Below are 23,891 nucleotides of genomic sequence, written 5' to 3'. Positions count from 1 at the left end.
AAACCTAACGCCTGATGTAGAGGGTGCTGATGTTGACGGTCGAGCTGGTAGTGGGTGCCGCAGTGCTGCTTTGGGATGCATCCTGAGCGGCACCCTGACCGCGACTGGTGATACGTATGACGCTGACCTTGCTAGGCTCAGTCGAGTCGATACTTTCGCCAGCAGCCACGAATCTCACTCCCGGCAACGGGACCAAGGTGTAGGTGCTGGGCTGTAGGTCTATTGGATTCAGAGTGGTTGTCTGAGCAGCGGTCATCCCTTGCAACTGCGCGACGCTGATACCTTTCAGCTGTACCTCTGCCGCTCGCTGAGCCATTTCTGCTGCCTGGAAGGCTTGGCTCTCATCACGCAGGTTACCGGCCATGCGTTCCTCAAGCGTGGTCCCGCGCATACTGCCAAAGGCCAGCAGGGTCAACAGCAGTAGCATTACCAGGGTGACGATCAAGATCGCCCCACGCTGGGATGAGGGGAGCGGATTCATGGCAGGTGGTTCCGCAGGCTGACGGTCAAGGTGAACACCTGAGCAAGGCGGCCATTGGGAATGGTCACCAAGGTGCCGTTGAATAAAACTTGCTGATTAGGCGCAACGACATTGGTGGCGCTGCTCATTGCGATCAGGCTGATCTGGGCAGCGATCACGCTCGGCCAGTCAGTGATGGTGCTGGCATCCTGGTAGGCCTGGCCGTTTGCATCAAGGCTGATCTGGCCGTTGACCTGCCCCATTGCATAACGGATCTGTAGTTGCTGAATGCCCCCGACCAGCTCCTCCGCAGGCTGATTAGGCGCGTTATAGACCTGTCTCCAGAGCGATGGGACGCCCGTGCCATTGTCTCGGAGAAAGTAGACCGCGCTCTGATAGAGGAGTAAATGCGCCGTGGTGCGGTACAGTCGACCAAAATTCTGGCTCCCTCCCACGGAGACATTGCTGTCAGTAGGTCCACTCTGATTGGCAAACAAGAAGCATGCACTCGGATCATCAATGACGAGAAGCCTGCCCTGGGGTAGTCCAGTCGCACTAGCCGTGGAAATCTGCGAAGTCGTCGATCCATTGATGACCACGCCAGCCGGTGGGTCCGCTGCGTGTTTGAGCAGGATCACATCGGAACCATTGGCCCTTGCGTTGAAAATAGGTGTCAGCCACGCAGGCGTATTGGCTGGATTTTGGGCATTGCTCGCGGTGCTCCAGCCCTGAATGCCTGCGCCCATGACAAGGCGAAGGTCGTCTTGGCCGTTGGCTTGTTGGGTGAGCGTGGTAGGCAAGGGTTGTAGCGGGCTAAGACATTCACCTCTATAGCCCGCGTTGCGTAGATCATAGGCGAGGAATTCGAGCGCGAAACGCCCGGACTCCTGTACCTGAGACAGTGCTGCGTTGGTTAGGTAGGTACGTTTGGATGATAAGAACAGCTGGAGTACGCCGCCCATCAGCAGCAGCCCGAGCAACATAGCGATCATCAACTCGATGATGGACAGACCGCGTTGGCGTTGTGCTGAAACGGTCCTCATAGCTGTGTCCTGTAGGTGAAGAGCTCGAGACTGCTACCAGTGCTAGCTGGACTGCTGCAGCTGTCGTTCGCCACCGCCACGGCCTGAGCCGATTTGATGGCTGCCCGGCGGTCGTTCCAGCAGACGGTGACGATAACGTTGTTGCTGTTATCGAGACTCAGACTGCCCGTGCCCTGGGGAAGGCTAAGAGCCAGGGCATTCAACCAGCCATCGGTGTCTTGCTTGGCGACAGTGCCGGAGATCTCGCGATCACCCCTCGAAGCTGGGAAGCTAGCCGAGTAGATGCTTCTGTCCGCCAGGGCGGCAACCCGGTTCGCTCGTATACGATCCACGATGTCATTGGCCAGGATGGTGGCCTGGGAACGGTAGTAAGCGCCCTGGTTGCTCTGAACACTCACGGTTTGCAGCCCAGCCAGGCCAAGCAGGCCGATAGCCAGGATAAGCATGGCGACCAGCACCTCGATCAGGGTGGCGCCGCCTTGGCGCAAGGGACGGGTCATGGGCAGCCACCTGCGCTAACCGTGGCATTACCGGTCGTGCTGACCTGGATAGTACGGCTGCAGGTGGAGGTAGTCCTAATCGTGAATGTTGCCTGAGCGCCACTGACCTGCGTGGTCAGACCATTGCCTTGATAGGTCATGCCAGCACTGGGACCAATGAGAGTAGCGCCGCTAAGAGGCTCCCAGGTCCTAAGTACAGTAGTTCCTTGCATTAGCAGCCAGCCGGACGACCAATCCGTACCGTTCACACAGGTATTGCTCCCCACGATGCTACGGCACAGCACAACGTTGGTCCGCCGCTTTAGCGCTTCGGAACGAGCGATTTGCAGTGTGCCCAGCAACTCGTTGCTCAAAACAGCTGCACGATTGCTCTGCAGCATGCGGGTAAACGACGGCGCAGCAATGCTGACCACGATCGCCAGAATGGCGATCGCTACCAGGGTTTCGATCAGGGTAAAGCCGTACTCGGTACGCATCGTCGGTTTCGCCGGGCTGGAAGGCCAAGCATGGGGTATGACGGGCGGCTGGAACAGCGTACGGCAGATATCCGGTCGAAACGGGAAGGTGTCTGGTCAAGGGTTTCAGGCGCAGCGGTCGCTGTCGCGAAGATCCGCGGTCTCTATCCGTCCGGCCTTGTTCAGGACCAGTCGTGCGCGCGGCTCGGTGCCCTGGCAGAGGATGAAGCTGCCGTTCAGGGCGTTGGTCACGCCACTGTTCAAAAACGTCAGATGAGGTAGCGTACGGAAATTGTTCCAGCGCCAGTGCAGGCCCTCTGGGAGCTGACTGATCAGTAGAGTGGGCTCTTCGGCTGACTGAAGGCCATCGCGATCCCAGTCGCGGAAGACGCGCGTGGTGGCCGACCAAAGGTTCGAGCTGTCGCATTCGCCTGCCGGTGCATGACAGATGGACACACTGCCAGAGCCGTTGATGGCGGCCGCCCGTGCGAAGTTGACCGTTTCCCTGAGTTGTTGAACGGCGAGCTGCTGACGATTGCGCTGCAGCATGCCACCGAAGGCGGGAATGGCCAGGGAAACGACGATACTCAGCACGCTGAGGCAGATCAAGGCTTCGAAGAGGCTGAAGCCTCGCGAGATGCGATAGGTCATGTTGACGTCCTTGTGGGTAGGCGGCCTTCCTGGCCGCGATAGCCGTTTTGCGCCAAGACGGCGGAACAGTCAATTGCAGGATGTAGAGGTGTGACGTGATCTTTGACGTAGCGGTGGTCGGCGCGGGTGCGCTAGGGCTGATGTCGGCCTATTCCCTGTCCTTGAGCGGTCGGCGGGTGATAGTGGTCGAGCGCGGTGAGCCGGGGCGGGAGGCGTCCTGGGCTGGCGGCGGGATCGTTTCGCCGCTGTATCCCTGGCGCTATCAGCCGGCGGTGACGGCGCTGGCGCACTGGTCGCAGGATTTCTATCCGGCGCTGGGGGAACGGTTGCGGCAGGAGACGGGGGTGGACCCCGAGGTCGAGGTGACCGGGCTGTACTGGCTCGATCTGGAGGACGAGGCCGAGGCGCTGGACTGGGCGCGGCGCAATGTGCGGCCGCTGGCGGCGGTGTCGGTCGCGGAGGTGCGGCAGCGGGTGCCGGTGCTGGGACCAGGCTATGAACGAGCGGTCTTCATGGCGGGAGTGGCCAATGTGCGCAATCCCCGGCTGGTGCGCTCCCTGCGCGAAGCCCTGCTGCGCATGCCGAATGTGACGCTATTGAGCGAGTCGCCGGTGACCGGCTTCCTGCGCCAGGGCGAGCGCGTGGTGGGGGTGCAGACCGCGCGCGAGGCCATCCATGCCGAATCCGTGGTGGTGTGTGCGGGCGCCTGGAGTGGTGAGTTGCTGCAGACCCTGGGGCTGGCGGTGCCGGTGCGGCCGGTGAAGGGGCAGATGCTGCTGTATCGCCAGCCGGTGGGCTTTCTGACCAGCATGGTGCTGGCCAAGGGGCGCTACGCCATTCCGCGCCGCGATGGTCATATCCTCATCGGCAGCACCTTGGAGCACGCCGAATTCGACAAGACGCCGACTGCCGAGGCGTTGGCCAGTCTGCAGGCGTCGGCCGCCGAGTTGCTGCCGGCGCTGGCCGGCCAGGCGCCGGTGGGGCACTGGGCAGGCCTGCGGCCAGGGTCGCCGGATGGCGTGCCCTTCATCGGGCCGGTGCCGGAGCTGCCCGGCCTGTGGCTCAACTGCGGGCACTATCGCAACGGCCTGGTGCTGGCACCGGCCTCCTGCCAGTTGCTGACCGATCTGCTCACCGAACGCACGCCGATCATCGATCCGGCGCCCTATGCGCCAGGCACGCGGCTGGCGGCGGGCTGATCAGTCGATGCCGAGCTTCTTCAGACGGTAGCGCATCGAACGGAAGGAGAGACCCAGGCGTTCCGCGGCGGCGGTGCGATTCCAGCGGGTCTCTTCGAGCGCCTGCATGATCAGTTGGCGCTCGATGGATTCCAGGTGGTCTTCGAGATTAGCGATGTTGGCCAGGCTGGCTTCGCCGGTGGCGGTGGCCGCCGGCGCATCGGCCAGGCGCAGATCGGCCGGGCGGATGACGTCGCCTTCGCAGAGGGTATAGGCCCGCTCCAGCATGTTTTCCAGCTCCCGCACGTTGCCGGGAAAACGGTAGCTCTTGAGCCTGGCTAGGGCATCGTCGCTCAGCGTGGCCGGGGCAAGGCCCGAGTCCCGCGCCAGGCGTTCGAGCATGTGGCTGGCCAGGGCACCGATGTCTTCGCGGCGCTCGCGCAGGGCCGGCACCTGCAATTCGATGACGTTGAGGCGGTAGTAGAGATCCTGGCGGAAGGTCCCGGCGGCGACCTCGGCGGCGAGATCCCGGTGGGTGGCGCTGAGGATGCGCACGTCCAGGCTGATCTCCTGCTGGCTGCCTACCGGGCGCACGGCCTTTTCCTGGATGGCGCGCAGCAGCTTGACCTGCATCGGCAGCGGCAGGTCGGCCACCTCGTCGAGAAACAGGGTGCCGCCCTGGGCGGCCTGGAACAGGCCCTGCTTGTCCTCGATGGCACCGGTGAAGCTGCCCTTGCGGTGGCCGAAGAATTCGCTTTCCACCAGTTCCGAGGGGATGGCGCCGCAGTTGACCGGGACGAAGGGTCGACCTGCGCGCGGACCCTGCTCATGGATCAGTCGTGCCACCCGCTCCTTGCCGCTGCCCGATTCCCCGCTGATGTAGACCGGCGCCTGGCTGCGCGCCAGCTTGGCGATCTGGCCACGCAGGGCGCGCATGGGCGGCGATTCGCCGAGCAGCTGGGTTTCACTGGCACCGGCCGCTGCCGGGGCAGGTCCGGACAGCCGCAGGGCGGTGCCTACCAGCTCGCGCAGGCGCGGCAGGTCCACCGGCTTGGTGAGGTAGTCGAAAGCACCGGCCTTGAGGGCCTGGACCGCGGTTTCCAGGCTGCCGAAGGCGGTGATCATGGCCACCGGCAGTTGTGGAAAGCGCTGCTGGATGAACTGGATCAGATCGAGCCCGGAGCCATCGGGCAGACGCATGTCGGTCAGGCAGAGGTCGAAGCTTTCCCGTTCGAGGATGGTCCGGGCGTCGGCGATGTTCTTGGCGCTGGCGGTGTCGAGTTTCATCCGCCCCAGGGTGATCTCCAGGAGTTCGCGGATATCGGGTTCATCATCGACGATCAGGACTTTCTGTCGGGCCATGCTCAGCTCATTGTGCGGGGATGGGCGAAGGTGATGCGAAAACAGCTGCCATTCGCCAAGGGATGATAGCCAAGTCTGGCCTGGTTGCTCTCGCAAAGCTCACGGGAGATGTACAGGCCCAGTCCGGTCCCCTTGTTTTCGGTAGTGAAGAAGGGCTCGAACAGGTGGTCGAGTTGCTCGGCGGCGACGCCCGCTCCGTCGTCGACCACCTCGAGGATGGGCAGGTCGCTTTCCGGATCGCGGTAGGTGCTGAGCCAGACCTGGCCGATGCCGTGCTTCTGGCAGCTGTAGCGCAGGCCGTTCTGCACCAGGTTGGTCAGGATCTGGCCCAGCTGGTGCGGATCCATGTGCGTCTGCAAGGTGCCCGGCTCGGTCTTGACGTGCAGCGTCTGGCCGGCGGGCAGGGTAGGGCGCAGCTCCCCGGCGAAACGGTGCGCCCAGTAGCGCAGATCGATCAGCTGGGGGGCGGCCTGCTGGCGGCGAGACAGTTGCAGGACGTTTTCCACCACCCGGTTCATCCGCCGCGACTGGTCCTGGATGATCTGTGCCAGGCGCCGGTCCGGCGTGGTCAGTTCTTCGGATTCCTGCAGCAGTTGCGCGGCATGACTGATGGCCCCCAGCGGATTGCGGATCTCGTGGGCGATGCCGGCGGTGAGGCGGCCGAGGGAGGCGAGCTTGAGTTGCTGGGCCTGCTGGGCGATGCGCGAGACGTCTTCGAGAAAGGTCAGCACCCGCTCGCCCTCGCCCTGCTGCAAACGGGCGAAGCTGGGTTGCAACAGGGGGCCATTGGCATAGGCGCGCCAGGGCGCGGGCCGGATACTGGGATTGCGCTCCCATTCCTCCAGGCGCTGGGCGAGCCCCAGAGCCAGGGGCGCGATGGTGTCCTCGTCGTCCACGCCCAGCAGGCGGCGGGCTGCCGGATTCACCAGCAGCACCTGGTATTCGGCATCGAACACCAGGATGCCGGTCCGCATGCGTTCGAGGATCAGGGCATTGAGGGCTTCCAGTTCGGCCACGGCGGTGGCGCGGGTTTCGGCCAGGGCCTGGCTGTCCAGCAGGCGCCGGACCAGGCCCTGCACCAGCAGCGCCGTGGCGAAGCAGAGGGTGCCCAGGCCGGCAGCCTGCACATAGCCACTGCCACTGTCGCCGCGGCGCAGGTCGAGATAGCCGGTCGCCAGCAGCAGGGCGATGGCCGCCAGGGCAGCGATCAGCAGGCCGCGGCGGCCACGGATCAGGACGTTGGACACCCCGACGGTCACCACCAGCAGACTGCCCATGCCGCTGGCGATGCCGCCGGCCAGGAAGAACAGGCCGCCGAGGGCGAGGATATCGATCAGCGCCAGGGTGAAGGCGCGACCGCGCAACAGCCGCTGGCCGACCGCCAGCACGGCGTTGACGGCGAGATAGGCCCAGCTGGCCTGGCGGAACAGCTGGCCGTCGACGGTACGCAGCCAGTGCTGGTCCAGGTCGCTGGAGATCAGCACCACCAGCGCCAGGCCGATGACGATGCGATAGAGGTGATAGAGCCGCAGGACCGCGTCGGCTCTCAGGGTGCCTGGATCAGTCGCGGCGCTCATGCTGCAACCGGCGGTGTTCGGCGCTGCAATACCAGCGCTGGCCTTCGCCATCGGCCAGAGCTCTTGCCTGGGGCACATGCACGCCGCAATGGGCGCAGCGCACCATGGCGTCGGGCGGCAGCGTGGGCGCCTTGGCGGCGGGCGTCTGCGTCTTGCCGCGCCACCAGCGTCTGATCATCCAGAACAGCGCGCCCAGGAGGACGAGCCACAACAGCAGGCGAAGCAGACCCATGGCGATCTCGCAGCGTGAAGGAGGCTGGAGTTTAGCAGGGCTACCGCAGCCGGTGAGCCCCGCATGGCATCGATTGTCCCGCTTCGCCGCTTGCGGGAAAATGCGCCGATCAATCGGGCAAGGAAGAGTGCATGAGTCAGCTGCTGAACGTCGTGATGGCGCAAGTGAACCTCAAGGTCGGCGACATCCACGGCAATGTGGATCGGATCATCGCCGCGGCCCAGGAGGCCCGGGATGACTTGCACGGCGATCTCATCGTCTTCCCGGAATTGTCGCTGTGCGGCTATCCCCCGGAGGACCTGCTGCTGCGCTCGAGCATGCAGCGCCGGATCGAGCAGGGCCTGCAGCGGATCCGCCAGGAGATCGCCGGTATCCATGTGCTGGTGGGTTTTCCCTGGATCGAGGAGGGGCGCCGCTACAACGCCTGCGCGGTCTATCGCGACGGCGCCGAGCTAACCTTCTATCGCAAGCAGCAACTGCCCAACTATCGGGTGTTCGACGAGAAGCGTTATTTCGAGCCGGGCGACGGTGCGGCGGTGTTCGATTACCAGGGCGTACCCATTGGCGTCACCATCTGCGAGGACATCTGGTTCGCCGAACCCATGGCCAAGGCCCGCGCGGCCGGGGCACGGCTGATGCTCAACCTCAATGCCTCGCCCTTCCATGGCGGCAAGCAGCCGGAGCGCGAGGCCGTGGTGGGCGAACGTGCCCGCGAGGGTGGCATGCCGGTGGTCTACGTCAACCAGGTGGGTGGCCAGGACGAACTGGTGTTCGACGGCCACTCCTTCGTGGTCGATGCCCGGGGGCAGGTCAGCCAGCGCGCGCCGGCCTTCGTCGAGGGACTCTATCCGGTCATCTTCGATGAGGCTCTGCAACCGCAGCCGGCCGCCCTGGCCCCGGTCGCCTCGCTGGATGCCAGCGTCTATGACGCCCTGGTGCTCGGGGTACGCGACTACGTGCGCAAGAACGGCTTCAAGGGGGTGGTGCTGGGGCTGTCCGGTGGTATCGATTCGGCCCTCGTGCTGGCGGTCGCCGTGGATGCGCTGGGCGCGGAGCAGGTGGAGGCGGTGATGATGCCCTACCACTACACCGCCCAGATCAGCCTGGACGACGCCGAAGCCGAGGCCCGGACGCTGGGCGTGCGCTACAGCGTGCTGCCCATCGCGGCCATGGTCGAAGCCTTCCAGGAGACCCTGGCCGGCGAATTCGCCGGGCTCGGGCGGGATACCACCGAGGAGAATCTGCAGGCGCGCTGCCGCGGGACCCTGCTGATGGCCATCTCCAACAAGAAGGGCTATCTGGTGCTCACCACCGGCAACAAGAGCGAGATGGCCGTCGGTTACGCCACCCTCTATGGCGACATGGCCGGCGGCTTCGACGTGCTCAAGGATGTGCCCAAGACCCTGGTGTTCCGTCTTTGCAGGTACCGCAATCGAGCTGGCGAGGTGATTCCACAGCGCGTCATCGACCGCCCGCCGTCGGCCGAGCTGTCGCCCGACCAGAAGGACGAGGACTCGCTGCCGCCCTATCCGGTGCTCGACGAGATTCTGCGCCTGTATGTCGAGCAGGATCTCTCGGCGGTGGATATCGTCGCCGCCGGCTTCGACGAGGAAACGGTGCGCAGGGTGCTGCGCCTGGTGGATCTCAACGAATACAAGCGGCGCCAGGCGGCGGTGGGGGCCCGGGTCACCCAGCGCGGTTTCGGACGTGACCGGCGCTATCCGATCACCTCGGGCTGGCGGATCGGCGACTAGGTCGCCGGTTCCGGCGCCATAAAAAAGGGGAAGCCGATGGCTTCCCCTTTTCACGTCCGGCGCCGGATCAGTCGAACAGACCAAAGGTCAGGCGGCTGAACAAGGACCGCTTGGCCGGCGCCGGCGTGGCGCCACCGGCCTTCTCGGCTTCGGCCGGATCGACGATGCGCAGCTCGGGCGCCAGGTTGTCACGCTCTTCCTGGTACTTGCGCTGGATGTCCTGGCTGGCGCGGGTCTCGCCGGGCGGCAGCGGATCACTCGGGCGATCGATCAGGCCCAGGGTCGCACGGGTCAGCCAGGAGCGCTGCTGATCCTTGTCGTCCGGCTCGCGCAGCTGGAATTCGCCATCCTTGAGGCTGACGTTGTCCGGGTAGTTGAGCTTGAGGGTTTCCAGACTGGTGGCCGCCAGGTCGTTGAGACCCAGGTGCCTGTAGGCTTCGGTCATGATCGCCAGGCCATCACCCACGGACGGGGTGCCCTGGAAGTTCTCGACCACGTAGCGACCGCGGTTGGCGGCGGCCACATAGGCCTTGCGGGTCAGGTAGTAGTGGCCGACGTGCACGTCGTAGGCCGCCAGCAGGTTGCGCAGATAGACCATGCGCGCCTTGGCGTCCGGGGCGTAACGGCTGTTGGGGAAGCGGCTGGTGAACTGGGCGAAGTCATTGAAGGAGTCGCGCGCCGCGCCCGGATCACGCTTGGTCATGTCCAGCGGCAGGAAGCGCGCCAGCAGGCCGCGATCCTGTTCGAAGGAGGACACGCCCTTCATGTAGTAGGCGTAGTCGACGTTCGGGTGCTGCGGATGCAGCCGGATGAAGCGATCCGCCGCCGTGCGCGCCGCTTCCGGCTCGCCGTTCTTGTAGTTGGCGTAGATCAGCTCGAGCTGGGCCTGCTCGGCATAGCGACCGAAGGGATACCGCGACTCCAGGGCCTTCAGCTTGCTGATGGCATCCGTGTAGCTGCTGTTGGAGATATCGCGCTGAGCCTGGGTATAGAGCTCGCCCTCCGGCAGATTTTCCGGAACCTCGGGCGCTTTCGAGGAGCAGGCGGCGGTGAGGACTAGGCTGGTGACCAGCAGCAGGTGCTTCAATTGCATGGCGGCTTGGATTCCCCGAAACGGTCGGCGGTGCAGGGATGAGCGCGGAGAGCACTCACCTAGCCTGTGACGGGGCCGGAACCGTCCTGTTATGATGATCGACCCGGAATGCCGGGGCAAAAAAGTCGCCGTATTTAACCACAGGGTCGGGCCGATTCCAAAAGCCCCGCCATTGCCCGCGCAGATCCATGTCCGAATCCATCGTTCTCAATGCCGAAGTCCCCTACGAACTCGGTGGCCAGCGCCTCGATCAGGTCGCTGCCCAGCTGTTCGCCGAACACTCCCGCTCGCGTCTCGCCGCCTGGATCAAGGACGGCAGCCTGACCGTCGACGGCGCCGTGTTGCGCCCGCGTGACACCGTCCATGGCGGCGCCCAGCTGGCGCTGCGTGCCGAACGCGAGGCCCAGGGCGAATGGGTGGCCCAGGACATCGAGCTGGACATCGTCTACGAAGACGATTACCTGCTGGTGCTCGACAAGCCGTCCGGACTGGTGGTGCATCCGGCCGCCGGCCATGCCGATGGCACCCTGCTCAACGCTCTCTTGCACCATGTGCCGGGACTGGAAAGCGTGCCGCGTGCCGGCATCGTCCATCGCCTGGACAAGGACACCACCGGACTCATGGTGGTGGCCAAGACCCTGGAAGCCCATACCCATCTGGTCGCCCAATTGCAGGCGCGCTCGGTGAGCCGCATCTATGAAGCCGTCGTCGCCGGGGTGATCGTCGCCGGCGGCACGGTCAACGCGCCCATCGGCCGTCATTCCCAGCGTCGCCAGCAGATGGCGGTGATCGCCGGCGGCAAGCCCGCCGTCAGTCACTACCGGGTGCTGGAGCGCTTCCGGGCCTATACCCATACCCGGGTCAAGCTGGAAACCGGGCGCACCCACCAGATCCGCGTGCACATGACCCACGTCGGTTTTCCGCTGGTGGGCGATCCGGTCTATGGTGGGCGCTTCAAGATCCCGCCGGCGACCAATCCGACCCTGATCAAGACCCTGCGCGAGTTTCCGCGCCAGGCGCTGCACGCGCGCTTCCTCGAATTGGATCATCCGGTGACCGGCGAGCGCCTGCGCTGGGAATCGCCGCTGCCGGAAGACCTGGTCTGGCTGCTGGATCTGCTGCGCCAGGACCGGGAATCCTTCGAATGATCGGCGCCGACTGGCTGCGGCCGGACTGGCCGGCGCCGGTCGGCGTCCAGGCCTGCGTCACCACCCGTTTGGGTGGGGTCAGCCGGCTGCCTTTCGCCAGCTTCAACCTAGGTAACCACGTCGGTGACGATCCGGTGGCGGTCGCCGAGAATCGCCGTCGTCTGGGCGAAACCCTGGGGTGTCAGCCGGCCTGGCTCGAACAGGTCCATGGTACCGAGGTGGTCGAAGCCGATCCTATGCAGGTGCTGTGTGCCGATGCGGCCTGGACGGCCACGCCCGGTGTCGCGGTGACCATGATGACCGCCGACTGTCTGCCGGCGCTGTTCTGCCGGCGTGACGGCTCCCGCGTCGCGGCGGCCCATGCCGGCTGGCGCGGTCTGGCGGGTGGGGTGCTGGAAGCTGCCGCGGCCAGTCTGGAGGTGGCTCCCGCCGAGGTGCTGGTCTGGCTGGGCCCGGCCATTGGTCCGGCCAGCTTCGAGGTCGGTGCCGAGGTGCGTGAGGCCTTTGTCGCCCAGCAGGCCGACGCCGCGCACTGCTTCGTGGCCAGCGGTGGGGACAAGTACCTGGGCGATCTCTATGCCCTGGCCCGTCTGCGTCTCGCCGCCAAGGGCATCACGGCGGTCCATGGTGGCGGCTTCGACACCTTCGCCGATGACCGGCGCTTCTTCTCCTATCGGCGCGCCGCCCGTACCGGACGCTTCGCCAGCCTGATCTGGATCAAGCCCTAGGTCTTTTTTTGGGATGTCAAGCCTTCCCGGCTTGAATCGTTACGCATCGCCCCTATCTAAAGGTCATTCCCGCGGGTAATCGAAAGCGCCCACTGTCGCGCCGTCCCGCGTTTCAGATAGGACCTTGCCCATGCGTATAGACCGTTTCACCAGCAAACTGCAGCTCGCCCTGTCGGATGCCCAGTCCCTGGCCGTTGGCCACGACCATCCGGCCATCGAGCCACTGCACCTGTTCTCTGCCCTGCTCGAACAGCAGGGCGGTTCCATTTCCCCGCTGCTGCGCCAGGTCGGCTTCGACCTCGCCAGCCTGCGCAAGACCCTCGCCGAAGAGCTGGACAAGCTGCCCAAGATCCAGAATCCCAACGGCGATGTGAATCTCTCCCAGGACCTGGCGCGCCTGCTCAATCAGGCCGATCGCCTGGCCCAGCAGAAGGGTGACCAGTTCATCTCCAGCGAGCTGGTGCTGCTCGCCGCCATGGACGAGAACACCCGCCTCGGCAAGTTGCTGCTGGGGCAGGGCGTCTCGCGCAAGGCGCTGGAGAACGCCATCAACAACCTGCGTGGCGGCGAGGCGGTCAACGACCCCAACGCCGAGGACAGCCGCAAGGCGCTGGACAAGTTCACCGTCGATCTCACCAAGCGCGCCGAGGACGGCAAGCTCGACCCGGTGATCGGCCGGGACGACGAGATCCGCCGCACCATCCAGGTCCTGCAGCGCCGGACCAAGAACAATCCGGTGCTGATCGGCGAACCCGGCGTCGGCAAGACCGCCATCGCCGAGGGCCTGGCCCAGCGCATCATCAATGGTGAGGTACCCGACGGCCTCAAGGACAAGCGCCTGCTGGCGCTGGACATGGGTGCCCTGATCGCCGGCGCCAAGTTCCGCGGTGAATTCGAGGAGCGCCTCAAGGGCGTGCTCAATGAACTGAGCAAGCAGGAAGGGCGCATCATCCTGTTCATCGACGAACTGCACACCATGGTCGGCGCCGGCAAGGCCGAGGGCGCGATGGATGCCGGCAACATGCTCAAGCCGGCCCTGGCCCGTGGCGAGCTGCACTGCGTCGGTGCCACCACCCTCGACGAGTATCGCCAGTTCATCGAGAAGGACGCCGCCCTGGAGCGGCGCTTCCAGAAGGTGCTGGTGGACGAGCCGAGCGAAGAGGACACCATCGCCATCCTGCGTGGCCTCAAGGAGCGCTACGAGGTACACCACAAGGTGGCCATCACCGACGGCGCCATCATTGCCGCGGCCAAGTTGTCTCATCGCTACATCACCGACCGCCAGCTGCCGGACAAGGCCATCGACCTGATCGACGAGGCTGCCAGCCGTATCCGCATGGAGATCGACTCCAAGCCGGAGGCCCTGGATCGCCTCGATCGCCGGCTGATCCAGCTCAAGGTGGAACGTCAGGCGCTGAAGAAGGAAGAGGACGAGGCCGCGCGCAAGCGTCTGGAAAAGCTCGACGAAGACATCGCCCGCCTCGAACAGGAATACGCCGACCTGGAGGAAATCTGGAAAGCCGAGAAGGCCGAGGTCCAGGATTCCGCCCAGTTGCAGCAGCGCATCGAGCAGGCGCGCACCGAGCTGGAGGCCGCCCGCCGCAAGGGCGATCTCAACCGCATGGCCGAGTTGCAGTACGGCACCATCCCCGACCTGGAGCGCAGTCTGCAGATGGTCGACCAGCACGAGAAGCCGGCCAACCAGCTCTTGCGCAACAAGGTCACCGAAGACGAGATCGCCGAGGTGGTCTCCAAGTGGACCGGCATTCCGGTCAGCAAGATGCTCGAAGGCGAGCGCGACAAGCTGCTGCGCATGGAAGAAGCCCTGCACAATCGGGTGATCGGCCAGGACGAGGCGGTCACCGCCGTGGCCAACGCCGTGCGTCGCTCGCGGGCCGGGTTGTCGGATCCCAACAAGCCCAGCGGTTCCTTCCTCTTCCTCGGCCCGACCGGGGTGGGCAAGACCGAGCTGTGCAAGTCGTTGGCGGAATTTCTCTTCGATACCGAAGACGCCATGGTGCGCATCGACATGTCCGAGTTCATGGAGAAGCACTCCGTGGCTCGCTTGATCGGCGCACCGCCCGGCTATGTCGGCTACGAGGAGGGCGGCTACCTGACCGAGGCCGTACGGCGCAAACCCTATTCGGTGGTCCTGCTCGACGAGGTGGAAAAGGCGCATCCGGATGTCTTCAACATCCTCCTGCAGGTGCTGGACGACGGTCGCCTGACTGACAGCCAGGGGCGTACCGTGGACTTCCGCAATGCGGTGATCGTCATGACCTCTAACCTGGGCTCGGCGCAGATACAGGAGCTGGTGGGCGATCCCGATGCCCAGCGGGCGGCGGTGATGGACGCGGTGGCGGGTCATTTCCGTCCCGAGTTCATCAACCGTATCGACGAGGTGGTGGTGTTCGAACCCCTGGGTCGCGAGCAGATCGCCGGCATCGCCGAGATCCAGCTGCAGCAACTGGGTCAGCGACTGGCCGAGCGCGATCTGCAACTCGAGCTGACGCCGGAGGCCTTGGACAAGCTGGTCGCGGTGGGTTACGACCCGGTCTATGGGGCGCGTCCGCTCAAGCGGGCGATCCAGCGCTGGATCGAGAACCCGCTGGCCCAGCGCATCCTGTCCGGCGCCTTCGCCCCGAACAGCCGGATCCAGGGCCGCCTAGAGGGCGACGAGATCGTCTTCGCCTAGCAAATGGCCGGGCGATCCCAGGATTGCCCGGCGTTTCCGATAAATTTGTGAAAAAACAGCAGGCTAGGTGTTGACGTCTGTTTCTACTTCCGTAAAATGGCGCACCTCACTTACGGCAAAGCTCGAAAGGCACTTACGTAAGAGGGGTTGGAAGAGAGAAATTCCGCGATAGCTCAGTCGGTAGAGCAAATGACTGTTAATCATTGGGTCCCTGGTTCGAGTCCAGGTCGCGGAGCCACTTCCATTCTCGGGGTATAGCGCAGCCCGGTAGCGCGCCTGCTTTGGGAGCAGGATGTCGGGAGTTCGAATCCCCCTACCCCGACCATATTTGGGTCGTTAGCTCAGTTGGTAGAGCAGTTGGCTTTTAACCAATTGGTCGCAGGTTCGAATCCTGCACGACCCACCATTTTACCAGAAACCCTCCTCCAGGAGGGTTTTTGCGTTTCCAGGTCATTATTTTCTCTGGGGACTCAGCGCCAGGCTGAGCGTCATCCCGAAATCTTTCTGCTTTCAGTATTCCGGCTGGCCATCCTCGGCTCATCACGCCACGCTCTATTTCGCTCATCTCCCGCGAACGCCTTGATCCAGGTAGCTTCCCCCGCAAATAGAAGCGATAGCCGGTCATAGCGGCCGCCTGAGCCCTTACTACTATCAGGTGAAGTAACGGGTTTTCAGGCGGTGGGAATGCAGTCGAAGCGCCTCTCGGGTTTCACGCTCATCGAGGTCCTGGTCGTCATCGCGCTGCTGGGCATCGTCACGGCGCTAGCGGCGCCTGGCTTCGCGAGCCTGGTGCAAAGCAATCGCGTCCAGGCGGCAGCCGGGGAGTTGCAACGCGCCCTCTATTACGCGCGCAGTGAAGCCATGAGCCGGGGGGTGAATGTCGTGGTCACCACCGAGCCGGAAGATACCAATGGTTGGATGGGCGCGCTGAAGATATCCACTGCCAAGACGGTCGTGCTGCCCAATGCCGAGGTTTTGCGGCAATACAGTGGCGGGCTGGGAAATGGCGTCAACGGGACGGGTTTCATTGGCGGTGCTCCCCTTACCAGTCTGACCTTCCAGCCCAATGGCAGTCTGAAACTCAGCGGCGAAGCCACCATCCGCGTCTGCGCCACCAATGCGCTTACCCAGGGCAAGCAGTTCACCCTCAGCCAGGGTGGGGTACTGACCGTAATCGACTACACGCCTAACCGTGCCAGTGCCGTGGGGTGCAGCTAGATGAAGCGCTGCAAAGGTGGGTTCAGCATGATCGAGGTGCTGGTCAGTCTGGTGATCATCTGCATCGGCGTGCTGGGTATGGTCGCCCTGCAGACGCGCAGCGTGGCGCTGTCCCAGGACTCGGTGCAACGCAGCAATGCGATGGTTCTGGCCAACGACCTGCTCGAACTCATGCGTAGCAACCGCGACCAGGTGGTGGCGAGCGACAAGGTCAAGATCGATGGGGCCTACATCAAACAGCCCGGTACCAACTTTCGCACCAAGGCCCTCGATGCCGGCAAGACCTGCTTGACCCGGGATCGCTCTGCGGGCGGGGAGACGGTAGCGGGGCAGGATCTGGGTTGCTGGTTGAACCAGGTGAAGGCCTTGCTGCCGGTAACGGACGCGCTGATCGCCAGCAGTTTCGCGGTCTGTCCGGCCTCCGGCGTGCCCCCCTTGCCAGCTAGCGACACCACGGGCAATACCACGCCGCTCAAGGCTTGCGAGGCCAATACGGTGGCGACGGTGATGGTCGTCGTCGCCTGGCAGGACGTCAGCAACGATTCGCTGAACTGTCCAAAGGGCGTCTGCTACTACGCCCTGCGCTCGGAGCTGTAGGTCATGGACCTTAAACCGCGTAGACAGAGGGGCTTTTCCCTCATCGAGATGATGATCGCTCTGACCGTAGGCACCTTCCTGGTATTGGGCGTCTCGCAGATCTATATCAACAACAAGCGCAGCTTTCTCTTCCAGCAGGGCCAGACCGGCAATCGCAACAACGCCCAGCTGACCTTGCAGGTGCTCGACCGGCAACTGGCCCGTACCGGCTTTCGCGCCGAAATTCGCTATCAGGGTAGCCTGCAGGCAGCCTTTCCGGCGGTGGGTGAGGTCAAGGATGCCGATGGCATAAGCTGTCCAGCCTTTGCTGCCGGCGCCACCTTCGCGGCGACCACAGACAGCGCCAACGCACCCACTGGCGTCTGCATTCGCTATCAGGGCGCACTGGACAGCAAGGATCAGGACTGCCTGGGCAACCCCATCCCCCGGGTGAATCTCAATGCCGGCGGCAACGTCCTGCTCAAGCTGCGTTACACGGCAGGCAATACCCCTGGCGGTGGCACCCTGAGCTGCACCGTCTGGAGCGAGCGCGGGGGCGCGCTGACACCCAAGGGGAGTGCGGTGCTGGTTCAGGGGCTGCAGGACTTTCGTTGGTCCATTCCACCCAAGGCGGATGCACCGGCCGTGCGCTATGCGGCGTTGCTCAGCACCACTGAGGCGCTAACCAGCGATGTGGCCAGTAACACGGCTACCAATTGGCAGACCTTGACCGGGCTACAGATCGCTGACGCCAGCCGACCCATGCAGATACTGCAGAGCACCGTCACCCTGAGGAATCTTGCGCTATGAGCCCGGTCCTTGGCAGACAGCGCGGCGCGACCTTGCTAATCGCCCTGGTGATGTTGTTGCTGCTATCGCTACTAGCCGCCTCCAGCATGCGTCAGACCTTGCTGCAGGCCCGCAGCGGCGGTGCTGCCCTGGAAAACACCCAAGCCTTCAATGCCGCGGAGGCTGCGTTACGTGAAGGTGAGCGGCGATTGGTGGCCCTTAGTCAGCAACCGTCCTTTACCGCCTTCAGTGCAGGTTTCGCCAGTTGCCCGGAAAGCGTGCCGGCGGTACGCAGCGCCTTCGCCAAGGTGCCAACCGGCGACCTGTGCATCCTGACCAAGGCGAGTGATCTCAATACCGGTGCCCTGACCCAGACCTGGGCAGCAGCGGCGCTTCAGGCAAGCGGGACCGATCCTACGGCGCGTACCGTCGCCTATCGCGGCTCCGATGGCAGCGCTTCCTTCGCCCAGACACCCCGTTGGGTAGTGACGGCCATCGGTAGCAGCTCGGTCGATGTCTCGGCACCAGCTACCAACCTGTTTCGGATCACCGCCGTGGCCCAGGATCGCGGCAAGCGCTTTCCGGTAATCCTGCAAAGTGTCGTCGCCCTGGAGGTGCCATGAGCCGAGCTATACCGGGCATCGGGTCTCTGGCCCTGCTGCTGACCCTGGCCGCACCTGCGACCCAGGCGGCGGCCCTGAATCTGAGCCAGCAGCCACTGTTTCTGACCAACAGTGTCGGCCCCAATCTGTTCGTTACCCTGGACAATTCCACCAGCATGCAGATGGCGGTGGTGCCGGATGCCTCCAATACCGATGCCATCCGCCCAACCCGCCGTGCCAAATCGGCGGCCTTCAACAGTCTCTACTACAACCCGGCGATCAGCTATCCGGCGCCCTATGCGGTGAGCTACAGCAGTACGGGCGGGCTGACCCGTACGCGACTGTCCACCAGCTTTACCAGTGCCTATGTAAACGGCTATCGATCGAGCCTGGGTAGCGTCAATCTGGCCACCGACTACCGCGTCAGCTGGAGTTATAACCCCAATCTGGTCACTACAGATCCCAATGTGGCGCGAGGCAACTCCTACGGAAATCCGGGGCTGCAGAACACCAGCCCGAGCATGCTGGCGGAAAATCCAGCGCAGGATTTCCAAAGCGCGGGCAGCTACCAAGGCACGAGTCGTAGTTATGGACGAGTGACGCTGCTGGATATCCTATTGGGTGGCAGCTTTACCGAAACCATCAACGGCGTTCAGGTCTCCATCAGTGATTCGTCCCTGCTCGGCTGGTTGCTGCGGGCGGAAGCGCTGGGGGGGTGCACGGCGAGCATCGCCAACACCGCGTCGATCACCTACAGCGGCGTGACCTGCACGCGGAACGTGAGCTACGCCGTGGGCGGTGTTTTCTCGTCGGTGACCTATACCATCACCGCAACGGTCGTGTCGAGCGTCTCGGCTTATTACTACCTTTACGACGCCACCTTAACCAGCTGCCGGTCTGCTTCGCTGCAGAACGATGACTGCTATCGCCGCGTATTCGTGACCGCCACCTCCGGGCCCAACGGCACGGACGAGCGGCAGAACTTCGCCAACTGGTACTCCTTCTACCGCAGCCGCGCCCTGGCCGCCCAAACCGCCACCAACCTGGCCCTGGCAGAAGCATCGGAAAACATTCGGGTGGGTTGGCAGGCGCTAGGTACCAATCAAAGCTGCGTTCTAGCTGCGGTAGACCCAAACTGCCGTGGTATCAGTCCGACAACATCCTACGATAATCGCTTACGACCGTTCACTGGCGCACACCGCGTCGCCTTCTTTAGTTGGCTCGGCGATGTTTACTACAACCAGAGTACTCCTTTGCTGGAGGCAGTTGCTCGAGTCGGCGATCTACTCAAGGCTACTGGCAGCAATAGTCCCTATGCTTATGATCCTGGGAATAGTGAGAAGCCAGTCTACGGTTGTCGAGCCAGCTACAGCCTAGTTGTCACCGACGGTATCTGGAACGCTCCCCTTGCCTCCAGCAACGCTGATGGCACGGCCGTCGACTTGCCTGATGGCCAGAAATATTCACCTCAGGCTCCCTTTCAGGACGCTACCTCCAGTACTCTCGCAGACCTGGCCTTCCTCTACTGGAGCACCGATGCCCAACCCGGGCTCGACAACAAGGTACCGCCCTACAATACCGTGACCAACAGCGAGGTTCGGGGCCCCAATACGCTTTCGCCCTACTGGAATCCGCGCAATGACCCCGCCACCTGGCAGCATCTCACGGGGTTCTACGTGGGTATCGGCTTGAGCAGTGCGCTGATCAATCCGGATTGGGATGGCGATACCTTCGCCGGTGGCTACGCTGGCTTGGCCGCAGGCACTACGCCCTGGCCGGTGGCGGGGGCGGCCGACTCGGTCAACCAGAACAACGTCTACGACCTCTGGCACGCGGCGATCAATTCGCGGGGCGAGTTCTTCAGTGCGGAAAACGCCAGTGATCTCATCACCTCCCTTGGCAAGGTCGTCACGCGGATCACCCAATCCACCAGCGTGGGGGCAAGCCAGACGGTATCGCCCACCCGCGTAGGGGATGCCAACGCGCTCTTTACCTATTCCCCGTCCTTCTCCAGTGCCGACTGGAGTGGGGACGTAATCAAGTACCAACGCACGGGTACCACCCAGACGAGAATTTGGAGCGCCGCTCAACAACTCGATGGCAAGTACGCTGCAGGTAATACCGTCTTCGGCACTCGCAAGATCTATATGGCCAAGGGCGGCGCCTTGACCGATTTCGCCTGGGCGAATCTGAATGCCGATCAAAGACTCAGTCTCAACAAGGCCTTCGGGGGTGCCACCGATACCTATGGCAGTCGCCGAGTGGATTATCTGCGCGGCGATCGCAGTCTGGAGGCGCCCGGGGCCGCGCCGGCGTTCCGTCCGCGCGGCCATATCCTCGGGGACATCGTGAATTCCTCACCGGTGGTCGTGGACGGCCCCAATAGTCCCATCGCCCTGATGAACGCGACCGTTGGCGACAATTCCTACGCGACGTTCCGTACTACCAATGCAGCCCGTGAGCGGCGTATCTATGTGGGTGCCAATGACGGCATGCTGCATGCCTTTAACGACCAGGGACAGGAGGTCTATGCCTTCGTTCCCAGCGCCGTCATCGGCACTCTCAACCGGCTAACCGAGCGCAGCTACAACGGCGGCGGGCATCAGTCCTATGTCGACAATACACCGGTGGTGGGGGACGTCTATTTCAACGGGGCCTGGCGCACGGTACTGATCGGCACGCTGCGCGGGGGAGGGCGGGGCATCTTTGCACTGGACATCACCAATCCCAATGCTCCGGTGCTGCTCTGGGAAAAGTCTGACGGCGACGCCAGCTACAAGGACCTGGGCTTCACCTACGCCCAACCCGTCATTACCCGGCTGCATACCGGCGGCTGGGGCGTGGTAGTCAGCAATGGCTACAACAGTGCCCAGGACAACGCCGTGCTCTATGTAATGAACGTGGCCGATGGCAGCCTGATCAAGGCGCTGCCCGCCACTGATAACGTGGCGGCACCCAATGGGCTGAGTTCGTCCTTCGTGGCCGATGTCGACGGCGACCTGATCGCCGACTATGCCTATGCCGGTGACCTGCACGGCAATCTTTGGCGCTTCGATCTGATTAGTACCTCCCTGACCGCAACGGCTGCAGCGGACAACTTCCGTGTCGCCTTCGGGGGTCGACCCCTCTATACCGCCCAGGCCAGTAGCCTGGCGCCCGGTACCACCAATCTGGTCCAGCCGATCACCGCCAGTCCTGCGGTCGTGGCTCATCCGAGTGGAACGGGACATCTGGTGCTCTTTGGTACCGGCAAGTATCTCGAGGCCAACGATGCCCTCGCCAATACCAGCAAAGCCATGACTCTCTACGGCATCTGGGATCGCCAGACTGATGGATCGCCGGCCAGCAGCACTCCATTACTGACGATCGCCAGTCTGCAGCAACAGAACCTGGGGAATGATCAGCGCATCAATTACACCAGCTCTGCCGGTTCCAGCGTCAGCAGTACGGCGAACACTATCTCCACGACGTCGGTCAGCTATGACGCCAATACGGCGACCAATGGCAAACAGGGCTGGTATCTGAATCTGCCCTTGAATGGCGAGCTGGTGATCAACAAGCCCCAGCTGTTCAGCGGCACCCTGTTGATGAGCTCTCTGATACCCAGCACTGACGCCTGCACCGCCGGGGTCACCACCTACCTCTATGCCCTGGATCCCTACACCGGCGGCAACAACAGTGGCCTATTCAATCTGGGGACGGATACGGTCTATGGGCGTATCCAGCTCGATGGCCTGCTCGGCGGGATCGTCCCCTTCGTCTACGGTGACGGCAGTTTCAGCATGGAAGGTACGCTGGCCGATGCCGCGATATATGGTAGCGACGGCAAGGCGCCGAATGGCTTGCGGGGTGACCTGCCCGCCAGCCGCCGTCAGACCTGGCGCGTCATTACCAACCAGGATTAGTGAAAAGGCTTTCACGCAGGCATGAAAAAGCCCGGCACTAGGCCGGGCTTTTTCATGGAACGGTGCGTCTCAGCGTGCGTAGGTTAGCAGCACGTCGCCCGGGATCTGGAAGTCCACCGACATCATGACGCTCAGGGCGGTGATGGCGATGATGGAGAACCCGAACAGCTTGCGTGCCCATTGCACGTCGTTCTCGGCCTGATAGCCCATGAAGGCCAGGCGCAGCCACCAGGCGCCGATCACGGCGGCTACTGCCAGATAGACGTAGCCGGCATAGCCGAGCACGGTCAGCAGCAGGGTGGCGACCATGAAGGCCACGGTGTACCAGACGATGTGACGCTTGGTCACCGCGATACCCTTGGCCACCGGCAGTACCGGAATCGAGGCCGCGGTGTAGTCCTTGAGACGGAAGATGGCGATGGCATAGGAATGCGGCATCTGCCAGAGGCAGAAGATCAGCAGCAGTACCGCAGCGCCACTGTCGAACTGGCCGCTGGCGGCGCAGTAGCCGATCACCGGCGGTGCGGCACCGGACAGGCTGCCGACCAGGGTGCCGTATACCGAGGTGCGCTTCAGCCAGAGGCTGTAGAGCCCTACATACACCACGAAACCCATCACCGCGAAGGCGGTGGCGACCAGATTGGTCGCCCCGTACAGCAGCCCCACCCCGGCCAGGCCGAGGAGGGTGGCATAGGCCAGCGCCATCTTCGAGGAGATCGTGCCCTGGACCAGGGCGCGATTGCAGGTTCTTTCCATCTTCTGATCGATGTCCCTATCGATCACGTTGTTGAACACACAGCCGGAAGCAATGACCAACGACACCCCGATCGCCGTCGCCAGCAGCAACAGCGGGTCGATGCTCCCTTTGGACGCCAGGAAGAACCCGCCGGCAACCGAGATCAGGTTGCCGAAGATGATGCCCGGCTTCGTCACGAGAAGGTACTTCTTGATCATCACGTCGGCCCGGTTCAGTGGATCATCATGTTGTTGTGCATGTGGTACATGATCCACAGGGATCCCACGACCACGATACCGACGATGACCACGGTGAAACCAAAGGAGATCACGTTCCAACGCTGCTCTTCGGAGGTGTTCAGGTGCAGGAAGAAGTACAGGTGCACCAGCAGCTGTACCACCGCCATGATCACCACGATCGCCAGGGTCGCGCCCTTGGAGAAGGTGGGGAACATCACCAGACCGAAGGGAATGACCGTCAGGATGACCGACAGGATGAAGCCGACCATGTAGCTCTTGAAAGTGCCATGGCTCTCGGCAGTGTGCCCGTGGGCGTTATGATCGTGCGCCATTACAGAACCCCCATCAGATAGACGATGGTGAAGACGAAGATCCAGATGATGTCCAGGAAGTGCCAGAACAGGCTCAGGCACGACAGGCGGGTCACGTTGGTGGTGGTCAGGCCCTTGGAAGCGACCTGCAGCATCAACACGATCATCCAGATCAGACCCGAGCTCACGTGCAGACCGTGGGTACCGACCAGCGCGAAGAACGACGACAGGAAGGCACTGCGATCCGGACCGTAGCCCTCTTCGATCAGGTGATGGAACTCATAGACTTCCATGCCGATGAAGCCGGCACCGAACAGCCAGGTGACCGCCAGCCAACCCAGAACGCCACCCTTGCTGCCATGGTGCTGAGCAATCATGGCGAAGCCGTAGGTGATACTGGAGAACAGCAGCAGGAAGGTTTCGACCAGGACGAACGACAGTTCGAAGATGTCCTTCTGGGAGGGGCCATCGGCATGGGCCCCGCTCAGGACTGCATAGGTCGCAAACAGCGTCCCGAACAGAATGCAGTCGGTCATCAGGTAGGACCAGAAGCCGAACGTCTTCATCGATCCGGCGTCGTGGTGCCCATGCTCCTCGGCATGGGCGACTTCGTTATGCATAACTTGATTCGCCATTGGA

At 63.3% G+C, this 23,891-nt stretch carries 22 protein-coding genes and 3 tRNA genes; 13 read left to right on the top strand and 12 right to left on the bottom strand.

From position 1 onward, the window contains the following. Window positions 1-4: 4 nt before the first annotated feature. From QE393_RS15315 to QE393_RS15295, 5 genes are all read right to left on the bottom strand, one after another. A complete protein-coding gene (locus QE393_RS15315) occupies window positions 5-481 on the bottom strand; it encodes a PilX N-terminal domain-containing pilus assembly protein (protein ID WP_310044435.1) in 477 nt (158 codons plus the stop codon). Then, window positions 478-1,503, bottom strand: coding sequence for a PilW family protein (locus QE393_RS15310; RefSeq protein WP_310044433.1), 1,026 nt, complete (start codon window positions 1,501-1,503; stop codon window positions 478-480). Before QE393_RS15310 ends, QE393_RS15315 begins: the two co-directional genes overlap by 4 nt. Continuing rightward, on the bottom strand, window positions 1,500-2,003 hold the full coding sequence (pilV, locus tag QE393_RS15305) for a type IV pilus modification protein PilV (protein ID WP_310044432.1): 504 nt from the start codon (window positions 2,001-2,003) through the stop codon (window positions 1,500-1,502). The genes QE393_RS15310 and pilV (QE393_RS15305) overlap by 4 nt, the downstream gene beginning before the upstream one ends. Then, on the bottom strand, window positions 2,000-2,479 hold the full coding sequence (locus QE393_RS15300; RefSeq protein ID WP_310044430.1) for a GspH/FimT family pseudopilin: 480 nt from the start codon (window positions 2,477-2,479) through the stop codon (window positions 2,000-2,002). Before QE393_RS15300 ends, pilV (QE393_RS15305) begins: the two co-directional genes overlap by 4 nt. 105 nt (window positions 2,480-2,584) lie before the next feature. Next, a complete protein-coding gene (locus QE393_RS15295) occupies window positions 2,585-3,109 on the bottom strand; it encodes a GspH/FimT family pseudopilin (RefSeq protein ID WP_310044429.1) in 525 nt (174 codons plus the stop codon). Between the two features lie 95 nt (window positions 3,110-3,204). Between QE393_RS15295 and thiO the strand changes: the two genes are divergently transcribed. Continuing rightward, the gene (gene thiO, locus QE393_RS15290; RefSeq protein WP_310044427.1) at window positions 3,205-4,308 is read left to right on the top strand and encodes a glycine oxidase ThiO; all 1,104 of its coding nucleotides are present in this window, start codon (window positions 3,205-3,207) and stop codon (window positions 4,306-4,308) included. Here the strand turns inward: thiO and QE393_RS15285 are convergent, their stop codons facing one another. Genes QE393_RS15285 through QE393_RS15275 form a run of 3 tightly spaced genes read right to left on the bottom strand, consistent with a single transcriptional unit; the run spans window position 4,309 to window position 7,458 of the window. Then, window positions 4,309-5,649, bottom strand: coding sequence for a sigma-54 dependent transcriptional regulator (locus tag QE393_RS15285; protein WP_310044425.1), 1,341 nt, complete (start codon window positions 5,647-5,649; stop codon window positions 4,309-4,311). A 2-nt stretch (window positions 5,650-5,651) separates the two neighbouring features. After that, window positions 5,652-7,226, bottom strand: coding sequence for a PAS domain-containing sensor histidine kinase (locus QE393_RS15280; protein ID WP_273806545.1), 1,575 nt, complete (start codon window positions 7,224-7,226; stop codon window positions 5,652-5,654). Next, window positions 7,210-7,458 (bottom strand): PP0621 family protein, encoded by a 249-nt coding sequence (locus QE393_RS15275; RefSeq protein WP_273806544.1) that lies wholly within the window; start codon window positions 7,456-7,458, stop codon window positions 7,210-7,212. The genes QE393_RS15280 and QE393_RS15275 overlap by 17 nt, the downstream gene beginning before the upstream one ends. A gap of 131 nt (window positions 7,459-7,589) precedes the next feature. Here QE393_RS15275 and QE393_RS15270 point away from each other — a divergent pair, with 131 nt between their 5' ends. Further along, complete coding sequence (locus tag QE393_RS15270; RefSeq protein WP_310044423.1) at window positions 7,590-9,212, top strand: NAD+ synthase; 1,623 nt, start codon at window positions 7,590-7,592, stop codon at window positions 9,210-9,212. 67 nt (window positions 9,213-9,279) lie between these two features. Here QE393_RS15270 and QE393_RS15265 read toward each other — a convergent pair whose 3' ends face one another. After that, window positions 9,280-10,305, bottom strand: coding sequence for an outer membrane protein assembly factor BamD (locus tag QE393_RS15265; RefSeq protein WP_310044420.1), 1,026 nt, complete (start codon window positions 10,303-10,305; stop codon window positions 9,280-9,282). Window positions 10,306-10,493: 188 nt separating this feature from the next. Between QE393_RS15265 and rluD the strand changes: the two genes are divergently transcribed. The 11 genes from rluD to QE393_RS15210 all read left to right on the top strand — a co-directional run bounded on the left by rluD (window position 10,494) and on the right by QE393_RS15210 (window position 21,966). After that, window positions 10,494-11,453, top strand: coding sequence for a 23S rRNA pseudouridine(1911/1915/1917) synthase RluD (gene rluD, locus QE393_RS15260; protein ID WP_310044419.1), 960 nt, complete (start codon window positions 10,494-10,496; stop codon window positions 11,451-11,453). Next, the gene (gene pgeF / locus QE393_RS15255; RefSeq protein WP_310044417.1) at window positions 11,450-12,181 is read left to right on the top strand and encodes a peptidoglycan editing factor PgeF; all 732 of its coding nucleotides are present in this window, start codon (window positions 11,450-11,452) and stop codon (window positions 12,179-12,181) included. Before rluD ends, pgeF begins: the two co-directional genes overlap by 4 nt. A gap of 130 nt (window positions 12,182-12,311) precedes the next feature. After that, window positions 12,312-14,876 (top strand): ATP-dependent chaperone ClpB, encoded by a 2,565-nt coding sequence (gene clpB / locus QE393_RS15250; RefSeq protein ID WP_310044415.1) that lies wholly within the window; start codon window positions 12,312-12,314, stop codon window positions 14,874-14,876. Window positions 14,877-15,038: 162 nt separating this feature from the next. Beyond that, window positions 15,039-15,114: transfer RNA gene (locus QE393_RS15245), tRNA-Asn, on the top strand. Window positions 15,115-15,124: 10 nt separating this feature from the next. Continuing rightward, window positions 15,125-15,201 (top strand) — tRNA-Pro (locus QE393_RS15240). Window positions 15,202-15,206: 5 nt separating this feature from the next. Then, a tRNA-Lys gene (locus QE393_RS15235) sits at window positions 15,207-15,282 on the top strand. A gap of 278 nt (window positions 15,283-15,560) precedes the next feature. Beyond that, a complete protein-coding gene (locus QE393_RS15230) occupies window positions 15,561-16,094 on the top strand; it encodes a GspH/FimT family pseudopilin (RefSeq protein WP_310044414.1) in 534 nt (177 codons plus the stop codon). Then, window positions 16,095-16,691: a type IV pilus modification protein PilV gene (gene pilV / locus QE393_RS15225; RefSeq protein WP_405046257.1), complete on the top strand. Its 597-nt coding sequence runs from the start codon at window positions 16,095-16,097 to the stop codon at window positions 16,689-16,691. It begins immediately after the preceding gene. A gap of 3 nt (window positions 16,692-16,694) precedes the next feature. Beyond that, the gene (locus tag QE393_RS15220) at window positions 16,695-17,480 is read left to right on the top strand and encodes a PilW family protein (protein ID WP_405046256.1); all 786 of its coding nucleotides are present in this window, start codon (window positions 16,695-16,697) and stop codon (window positions 17,478-17,480) included. Then, complete coding sequence (locus QE393_RS15215; RefSeq protein WP_310044410.1) at window positions 17,477-18,082, top strand: PilX N-terminal domain-containing pilus assembly protein; 606 nt, start codon at window positions 17,477-17,479, stop codon at window positions 18,080-18,082. The genes QE393_RS15220 and QE393_RS15215 overlap by 4 nt, the downstream gene beginning before the upstream one ends. Next, entirely contained in the window at window positions 18,079-21,966 is a 3,888-nt protein-coding gene (locus QE393_RS15210) for a PilC/PilY family type IV pilus protein (protein ID WP_310044408.1), read from the top strand. The genes QE393_RS15215 and QE393_RS15210 overlap by 4 nt, the downstream gene beginning before the upstream one ends. Before the next feature lie 69 nt (window positions 21,967-22,035). Here QE393_RS15210 and cyoE read toward each other — a convergent pair whose 3' ends face one another. From cyoE to QE393_RS15195, 3 genes are read right to left on the bottom strand one after another with little or no spacing between them, the layout of a single operon-like run. Next, window positions 22,036-22,923 carry a heme o synthase gene (gene cyoE / locus QE393_RS15205; RefSeq protein WP_273806533.1) on the bottom strand — a complete coding sequence of 296 codons (888 nt, stop codon included), beginning with the start codon at window positions 22,921-22,923 and terminating at the stop codon, window positions 22,036-22,038. 11 nt (window positions 22,924-22,934) lie between these two features. Further along, window positions 22,935-23,273 (bottom strand): cytochrome o ubiquinol oxidase subunit IV, encoded by a 339-nt coding sequence (gene cyoD / locus QE393_RS15200; RefSeq protein WP_133861289.1) that lies wholly within the window; start codon window positions 23,271-23,273, stop codon window positions 22,935-22,937. Further along, the gene (locus tag QE393_RS15195; RefSeq protein ID WP_133861288.1) at window positions 23,273-23,887 is read right to left on the bottom strand and encodes a cytochrome o ubiquinol oxidase subunit III; all 615 of its coding nucleotides are present in this window, start codon (window positions 23,885-23,887) and stop codon (window positions 23,273-23,275) included. Before QE393_RS15195 ends, cyoD begins: the two co-directional genes overlap by 1 nt. Window positions 23,888-23,891 lie beyond the last annotated feature (4 nt).

Origin of the sequence: Pseudomonas sp. SORGH_AS_0211 (genome assembly GCF_031453455.1) — a bacterium.
Lineage (GTDB): Bacteria > Pseudomonadota > Gammaproteobacteria > Pseudomonadales > Pseudomonadaceae > Chryseomonas > Chryseomonas aestiva.
This window is presented reverse-complemented; position numbering and strand designations above follow the sequence as displayed.

Bases quoted from the DNA above. Each gene is read 5' to 3' on its own strand.
- QE393_RS15315 (WP_310044435.1), bottom strand. From the start codon at position 481: ATGAATCCGCTCCCCTCATCCCAGCGTGGGGCGATCTTGATCGTCACC.
- QE393_RS15310 (WP_310044433.1), bottom strand. From the start codon at position 1,503: ATGAGGACCGTTTCAGCACAACGCCAACGCGGTCTGTCCATCATCGAG.
- pilV (WP_310044432.1), bottom strand. From the start codon at position 2,003: ATGACCCGTCCCTTGCGCCAAGGCGGCGCCACCCTGATCGAGGTGCTG.
- QE393_RS15300 (WP_310044430.1), bottom strand. From the start codon at position 2,479: ATGCGTACCGAGTACGGCTTTACCCTGATCGAAACCCTGGTAGCGATC.
- QE393_RS15295 (WP_310044429.1), bottom strand. From the start codon at position 3,109: ATGACCTATCGCATCTCGCGAGGCTTCAGCCTCTTCGAAGCCTTGATC.
- QE393_RS15285 (WP_310044425.1), bottom strand. From the start codon at position 5,649: ATGGCCCGACAGAAAGTCCTGATCGTCGATGATGAACCCGATATCCGC.
- QE393_RS15280 (WP_273806545.1), bottom strand. From the start codon at position 7,226: ATGAGCGCCGCGACTGATCCAGGCACCCTGAGAGCCGACGCGGTCCTG.
- QE393_RS15275 (WP_273806544.1), bottom strand. From the start codon at position 7,458: ATGGGTCTGCTTCGCCTGCTGTTGTGGCTCGTCCTCCTGGGCGCGCTG.
- QE393_RS15270 (WP_310044423.1), top strand. From the start codon at position 7,590: ATGAGTCAGCTGCTGAACGTCGTGATGGCGCAAGTGAACCTCAAGGTC.
- QE393_RS15265 (WP_310044420.1), bottom strand. From the start codon at position 10,305: ATGCAATTGAAGCACCTGCTGCTGGTCACCAGCCTAGTCCTCACCGCC.
- rluD (WP_310044419.1), top strand. From the start codon at position 10,494: ATGTCCGAATCCATCGTTCTCAATGCCGAAGTCCCCTACGAACTCGGT.
- pgeF (WP_310044417.1), top strand. From the start codon at position 11,450: ATGATCGGCGCCGACTGGCTGCGGCCGGACTGGCCGGCGCCGGTCGGC.
- clpB (WP_310044415.1), top strand. From the start codon at position 12,312: ATGCGTATAGACCGTTTCACCAGCAAACTGCAGCTCGCCCTGTCGGAT.
- QE393_RS15230 (WP_310044414.1), top strand. From the start codon at position 15,561: ATGCAGTCGAAGCGCCTCTCGGGTTTCACGCTCATCGAGGTCCTGGTC.
- pilV (WP_405046257.1), top strand. From the start codon at position 16,095: ATGAAGCGCTGCAAAGGTGGGTTCAGCATGATCGAGGTGCTGGTCAGT.
- QE393_RS15220 (WP_405046256.1), top strand. From the start codon at position 16,695: ATGGACCTTAAACCGCGTAGACAGAGGGGCTTTTCCCTCATCGAGATG.
- QE393_RS15215 (WP_310044410.1), top strand. From the start codon at position 17,477: ATGAGCCCGGTCCTTGGCAGACAGCGCGGCGCGACCTTGCTAATCGCC.
- QE393_RS15210 (WP_310044408.1), top strand. From the start codon at position 18,079: ATGAGCCGAGCTATACCGGGCATCGGGTCTCTGGCCCTGCTGCTGACC.
- cyoD (WP_133861289.1), bottom strand. From the start codon at position 23,273: ATGGCGCACGATCATAACGCCCACGGGCACACTGCCGAGAGCCATGGC.
- QE393_RS15195 (WP_133861288.1), bottom strand. From the start codon at position 23,887: ATGGCGAATCAAGTTATGCATAACGAAGTCGCCCATGCCGAGGAGCAT.